The following is a 5,570-nucleotide window of genomic DNA, read 5'->3' as shown; positions in this document are numbered from 1 at the left end:
CAAATCGGCTACGACTCGTTCTATGTGGGAAAGCTCCTGGCCAAACTCGCCGCCGCCGGGCTGACGGATCGCGTGAGCTGGCATCCCAACATCAGCCGCGATGAGAAGATAAAGTTCCTGCAGAGCCTCACGGTGCTCTCGGTGCCCGCAACCTACGGCGAGTCGTTCGGGCTCTATGTGATTGAGGCCCTGGCAGCAGGCGTGCCCGTCGTGCAGCCACGCCACGGTGGCTTCCCCGAGATTCTCGCCCAGACCGGCGGCGGTGTTCTCTACGAGCCTCTCACCACCGAAGCCCTAGCTGCTGCCCTCGAAACGCTCCTCGCCAACCCCAAAGCCGCCTTTGATCTTGGAGCCAAGGGCCAGAGAGCCGTCTTCGAGCACTTCAGCGTGGAAGCAATGGCAAAAGGCGTCGAGGAGGTGCTAAACTAGAATATGGCCGTCCTAGAAATCACCGAAGAGCAAATCATCAAGGTTCTGGAGCAGCTCCTCCCTGAACAACGTGAGCGGATTCTGAACCACTTTACAACTGCCACACAAACGTCCTTGGAAGTGTCCGCCCAAAAGAGGAAATTTGGACGAGGCAAAGATAAGATCCTTTATATGGCAGACGATTTCGACGCCCCTCTTGAAGATTTTGCCGAGTATATGTAATGACAGCCCTACTAGATACTCATACACTTCTTTGGCAATACTGGGGGGATTCACAGCAAAGTCATACCGCACAGCAGATTATTAATGATCCATCCAATATTATATATGTTAGTGTAGCGAGTCTTTGGGAAATAACGATAAAGGTAAGCCAACAGAAACTAGATCTCAAAGATCCAATTACCAGATTTTTTCAGGATGCCGTCGAGGGAAGTGATCTTCGTATTCTTCCTGTTGAGCGATTCCATTTAATTACACTAGTGACACTACCACTCCACCATCGTGATCCTTTTGATCGCCTTTTGATCGCTCAAAGCATTTCAGAAAAAATGCCTATTATCAGTGCAGATACGGCATTTGACAACTATCCTGTCACTCGGATTTGGTAAAACGATGCAAACAAGCAATGAGATTTCTGCGGTTCGTCAGGGGAACTATCTCTTTGTGAAGGCGCGTGTTGGCGTGCGTGAGGTGGTTCTCTGTGTGGACTCCGGGGCGGGGATTCATGTTCTGACTCCGCAAGCCGCTATGCGACTGGGGCTTTTACCGCCCGATGGTGCCACCCGAAATGTGACGGGCACGGCAGCGACCGTGGCGGCGCGGCAGATTCGACTGACGCAGCTCTCTATCGGAGGACTGTCGCTGGCAGACACCGAGGCGGTCGCCGTACCTCTGCCGTCGTCGTTGGGCTGTGATGGACTGCTCGGCTACCCGCTTTTTTCCCAGCGTGTTGTCACCCTGGACTATGCCGCAAATTCCCTCATCCTAAGCCTCCCCGAGACGTTCACGCCACCCTCGGGAGCTGCCTCGCTACCTCTTAAGATCGAAGGAAATATTCCCCAAGCGCAAGTGGAGCTGGATGGAATCGCGTGCTGGATGGAGCTAGACACAGGCTCCAGTGGTGAGGTGGATCTCAATGCACCGTTCGTGGAAAAGAACAAGCTCCGCGAGCGCTACACCAAGCGCATTGCCATGCCGACGGGAATTGGCGTGGGAGGCGTCAGCTACGGCGAGGCGGCTCGCGCGACTCAGCTCAAACTCGGGCCATTTGCGTTGGAAAAGCCACTGATCAAGCTCTCGCAACAGAAAAGTGGGGCGGATGCCTCTGAAAGGACGGCTGGACGGCTGGGTGCGGAGGTTCTGCGACGCTTCACGGTGACGTTTGACTACGGGCGTAAGCGGCTCTACCTAATGCCAAATGCCCAGCTTCGCGATCCCTTCGCCTTCACCACGTCGGGCCTGTTGCCCCTCTATGAAAACTTCGAGTGGCGTGTCTTTGCGGTTTTGCCCGACTCACCTGCCAGTGAAGCCGGAGTCACCACCGACGATCAGATTCTCACGGTGGACGGGCGCTCGGCCAACAAACTCAACCACTACAGCCTGAGCGAGCTTCTGCGCCGCCCTGCCGGCACAAAAATCCCCCTCCAGCTCCGCGCAGTCACGGGGCGTATCCGCCGCGTCAACCTCATCCTTCGTGAGCTATTGTAGCCCCGCCGATCCGAACGGCGGGGCTGGAGAGCTAAAGCTACAAAGGCCGTCCCGGCCATACGGAGTTTACAGACATTTACGGGCGGCACGCCCTTCGTAGCCAACGGCTCTCCAGTCCCCTCGTTCTGATCGGGGGGACTCAAGCCGCCGGGAAAACAAGGTAGAATGGCGCTCGTGAAAGCTGTAGCCTTGATTCCAGCGCGCCTTGCGGCGACGCGTCTTCCTGATAAGCCCCTTGCTCTTATTGCGGGCAAGCCCATGATCCAGCATGTCTGGGAGCGTGCCCGGCAGGCATCCCTGATTGATGAAGTCTTTATCGCCACACCCGACCAGGCCATCGCCGACGCCGTGCGTGCGTTTGGGGGCAGTGTCTTGATGACGCGGGGCGACCACCAGACGGGCACGGATCGCCTCGCCGAGGCCGCGCAGCAGCTCGCCTCCAATGTGACGGTGATTGTAAATGTCCAGGGCGACGAACCCCTGATCGAGCCCGCCACGATAGACGCCGCCGCCGAGCCGCTTCTTGCAGACGCAAATCTCGCCATGTCGAGCCTCTGCTGCCCGCTCCCCGAGGGCCGCGAGGACGATCCCAATGTGGTGAAAGTCGTGCTCACGCAAGATAACTTCGCACTTTATTTTTCTCGCTCGCCCCTGCCCTACCGCCGCAACGCAGACGCACCGGGCTACCAGCCGCTCCAGCACATCGGGCTCTACGCGTACCGTCGAGACTTTCTGGAGACCTTCCCCACCCTACCCCGCACCCCGCTGGAGCAGATCGAGTCGCTGGAGCAGCTCCGCGCTCTAGAGCACGGCTACCGCATCAAGATGATCTTCACCGACCGCATCCCCGAGTCTGTAGACACCCCAGAGGACCTAGAGCGGGTCCGGGCGCTGTTCTAGGCGGGAGCGTAGCCACCGCCCCACATCGGTAAGCGCTACGGCATCCAGCCCGGTTTCGTAGCCAAGTGCCGCAAGATGCAAGGCGAGCTTTTCTGTGGCTAGGTTCCCTGCAGCACCGGGTGCAAACGGGCAGCCACCAAGCCCACCCACCGCACCGTCAAAGCACGTCAGGCCAAAGCCCAGCGCCACATCAACATGCTCCAGAGCACGCCCATTCGTGTCATGGAAGTGGCCTGCTAGCTGCGAGGCAGGTAAATGAAGCAGAGTTTTCTCCAGCAATCGGGCGATCTCTTCAGGTACCGCTCTGCCGAGAGTCTCTCCCAGCGCCACTTCGTCACAGCCAAGCGCGGCGACTTGCGCGATGACTTGCGCGGCTTGTTCCGGTGGAATCTTGCCTTCGTAGGGGCAGTGCGTGACCGTGGAGACATAGCCACGCACCCAGCAACCGTGCTGCCGTGCCGTCTTTACCACCTCGGCATACTCGGTAAGTGAGCTTTCTATCGAGCGCCCGATATTTTTCTCACAGAAGCTCTCGGAGGCCGCCGTGAAGATCGCAATTGCTCTTGCTCCTGCTGCCAGCGCCCGCTCCAGTCCCTTCTGATTGGGTACCAGAACGGAGAAGCGCGCCACTGTATTTTCCTGGCCAGCCAGCACGGCGACGGCATCGGCGAGCTGAGGGACGAGCTTGGGATGGACAAAGGCAGTCGCCTCGATCTCCGTACAGCCCGCCGCGATCAGCTTCTGGATTAGTGTCAGCTTATCTGCAGTTGACAGCGTGACCGCCTCGTTTTGTAGGCCATCGCGCGGCCCTACTTCAACGATTCGTATCGCCGTCATGCCTTCTCTAGCTCCACCAAAACAGCGCCGTGCTCCACTCGATCGCCCGGCGCAGCGTGAACCGCGCTGACCGTGCCTGCAAAGGGAGCCTCTAGGGTTGCCATCACTTTCATTGCCTCCATGACCGCGAGCGGCTGATAGGCTTCGACACTCTGGCCAACGACAACATGCACAGCGCGGACGATCCCAGTCATGGGGGCGGAGAGGCTCCCTGATTTCTGGCGGGTAGCCGCACGCCGCCCCTGGGCGGGTTGAAAGCGCCAGGTGCGTCCGTCCAGGCCGATAAGGATGTCGCCACGCTCGCCGTATGCGACCGCAACAACCGTGACAGTGTCGCCGTGCCGCACCTCAATATCACCACTGGGAAGGGTTCGGGTGGTGACGGCGGGATCGCGTGTCACTTCCAGCTCTTGTTCGCCACAAAGCCACTTGGTACTCATGCGCCAATCCTCCAGCCATCGGTAGTGTGCCAGCCACCCGTAGCGCTTCCCCCCGCCGCTGAAGCAGCGACCCCCTCCACTCTGCGAAGGGGGTGAGCGGCAGCGAGGGCTTGAAGAACCACCTCGGGAATCTCCTGAGCGGGCTTCCAGCCTGTGAAGCGCTCAGCCAGAAAGCCGGTGTGGAGCTGACCGGCGACAAAGGCTTCGTCGGCGAGGAGCGCGCGCAGATACTCGATATTGGTCTGAACCCCCAGCACGACAAAGCCTGCGAGGGCCTGATCGAGCCGGGCAAGGGCAGCCGAGCGATCCGGGCCGGAGCCGATGACTTTGGCGAGCATGGGGTCGTAGTAGGGCGGGACTTCCATACCTTGTGTGTAGCCCGAATCCACCCGCACACCGGGGCCGTTCGGCTCTTGCCAGCGCCGCAAGACCCCAAGCGAAGGCAGAAAACCCGTGGCAGGGTCTTCGGCGTAGACGCGGGCCTCGATCGCATGCCCTCGGGAGACGATCTCGGATTGTGAAAGCGGCAGAGCGCCACCCGCAGCCACAGTGAGCTGCCAGCCGACTAAGTCCGTTCCAGTGATCGTTTCGGTCACCGGGTGCTCGACCTGAAGGCGTGTGTTGACCTCTAGAAAATAAAACGCATCGCCCTCGACAAGTCACTCCACGGTTCCCGCCCCGACATAGCCGACCGTCTTTCCCGCCAGCACGGCAGCAGCGGCCATTTTCTCGCGCAGCTCAGGTGTCAGACCAGGCGCGGGTGACTCCTCGATAATCTTCTGGTGGCGGCGCTGGATCGAGCACTCGCGCTCGAAGAGATGCACGACGTTGCCATGGGTGTCACCAAAGAGCTGGAACTCAACATGGCGCGGCTTTAAAACATAGCGCTCCAGCAAGACACGATCATCGCCAAAGGCGGCAAGGGCTTCCCGTCGCGCTTCAGAGAGCTGGGGAAGGAAGTCAGCCAAGTCGTCCACACGACGCATCCCTCGCCCACCGCCGCCTGCACTGGCCTTGATCAGTAGCGGCGTGCCGATCTTCTCTGCCTCGTCACGTAGCACCGTGTCGTCTTGGTTATCGCCGTTGTAGCCTGGCACGACAGGAACCCCAGCAGCGGCCATTGTCCGCTTGGCCCCGATCTTATCCCCCAGCGCCCGAATTACCGCACCTGGCGGCCCTACAAAGATAACCCCCGCTTCCGCGCAGGCATCCGCAAAGCCCGCGTTCTCGGACAGAAAACCGTAGCCTGGGTGAATC

General features: G+C 59.7%; 7 protein-coding genes and 1 pseudogene. 5 read left to right on the top strand and 3 right to left on the bottom strand.

What is annotated here, in order from left to right; translation table 11 throughout:
- The 5 genes from RMO15_RS05760 to kdsB all read left to right on the top strand — a co-directional run.
- A partial coding sequence (locus RMO15_RS05760; RefSeq protein ID WP_309709066.1) for a glycosyltransferase occupies positions 1-429 on the top strand: 429 nt, incomplete at its 5' end.
- Between the two features lie 3 nt (positions 430-432).
- A complete protein-coding gene (locus tag RMO15_RS05755; protein ID WP_309709063.1) occupies positions 433-651 on the top strand; it encodes a DUF2281 domain-containing protein in 219 nt (72 codons plus the stop codon).
- Positions 651-1,037: a type II toxin-antitoxin system VapC family toxin gene (locus RMO15_RS05750; protein WP_309709060.1), complete on the top strand. Its 387-nt coding sequence runs from the start codon at positions 651-653 to the stop codon at positions 1,035-1,037. The genes RMO15_RS05755 and RMO15_RS05750 overlap by 1 nt, the downstream gene beginning before the upstream one ends.
- A 4-nt stretch (positions 1,038-1,041) precedes the next feature.
- The gene (locus RMO15_RS05745) at positions 1,042-2,136 is read left to right on the top strand and encodes an aspartyl protease family protein (protein WP_309709057.1); all 1,095 of its coding nucleotides are present in this window, start codon (positions 1,042-1,044) and stop codon (positions 2,134-2,136) included.
- 165 nt (positions 2,137-2,301) lie between these two features.
- On the top strand, positions 2,302-3,036 hold the full coding sequence (gene kdsB / locus RMO15_RS05740) for a 3-deoxy-manno-octulosonate cytidylyltransferase (RefSeq protein WP_369016080.1): 735 nt from the start codon (positions 2,302-2,304) through the stop codon (positions 3,034-3,036).
- Here the strand turns inward: kdsB and RMO15_RS05735 are convergent.
- From RMO15_RS05735 to RMO15_RS33180, 3 genes and pseudogenes are all read right to left on the bottom strand, one after another.
- Positions 3,010-3,873: a hydroxymethylglutaryl-CoA lyase gene (locus RMO15_RS05735; protein WP_309709052.1), complete on the bottom strand. Its 864-nt coding sequence runs from the start codon at positions 3,871-3,873 to the stop codon at positions 3,010-3,012. The genes kdsB and RMO15_RS05735 overlap by 27 nt on opposite strands.
- Positions 3,870-4,313 (bottom strand): acetyl-CoA carboxylase biotin carboxyl carrier protein subunit, encoded by a 444-nt coding sequence (locus RMO15_RS05730; protein WP_309709049.1) that lies wholly within the window; start codon positions 4,311-4,313, stop codon positions 3,870-3,872. The genes RMO15_RS05735 and RMO15_RS05730 overlap by 4 nt, the downstream gene beginning before the upstream one ends.
- A gap of 167 nt (positions 4,314-4,480) precedes the next feature.
- Positions 4,481-5,570, bottom strand: a pseudogene (locus RMO15_RS33180) (acetyl/propionyl/methylcrotonyl-CoA carboxylase subunit alpha); the annotation flags it as partial.

Source organism: Armatimonas sp., assembly GCF_031410135.1.
Lineage (GTDB): Bacteria > Armatimonadota > Armatimonadia > Armatimonadales > Armatimonadaceae > Armatimonas.
This window is presented reverse-complemented; position numbering and strand designations above follow the sequence as displayed.

What these genes read in the sequence shown, in the direction of transcription:
- RMO15_RS05755 (WP_309709063.1), top strand. Translation starts at nt 433, where the DNA reads ATGGCCGTCCTAGAAATCACCGAAGAGCAAATCATCAAGGTTCTGGAG.
- RMO15_RS05750 (WP_309709060.1), top strand. Translation starts at nt 651, where the DNA reads ATGACAGCCCTACTAGATACTCATACACTTCTTTGGCAATACTGGGGG.
- RMO15_RS05745 (WP_309709057.1), top strand. Translation starts at nt 1,042, where the DNA reads ATGCAAACAAGCAATGAGATTTCTGCGGTTCGTCAGGGGAACTATCTC.
- kdsB (WP_369016080.1), top strand. Translation starts at nt 2,302, where the DNA reads ATGGCGCTCGTGAAAGCTGTAGCCTTGATTCCAGCGCGCCTTGCGGCG.
- RMO15_RS05735 (WP_309709052.1), bottom strand. Translation starts at nt 3,873, where the DNA reads ATGACGGCGATACGAATCGTTGAAGTAGGGCCGCGCGATGGCCTACAA.
- RMO15_RS05730 (WP_309709049.1), bottom strand. Translation starts at nt 4,313, where the DNA reads ATGAGTACCAAGTGGCTTTGTGGCGAACAAGAGCTGGAAGTGACACGC.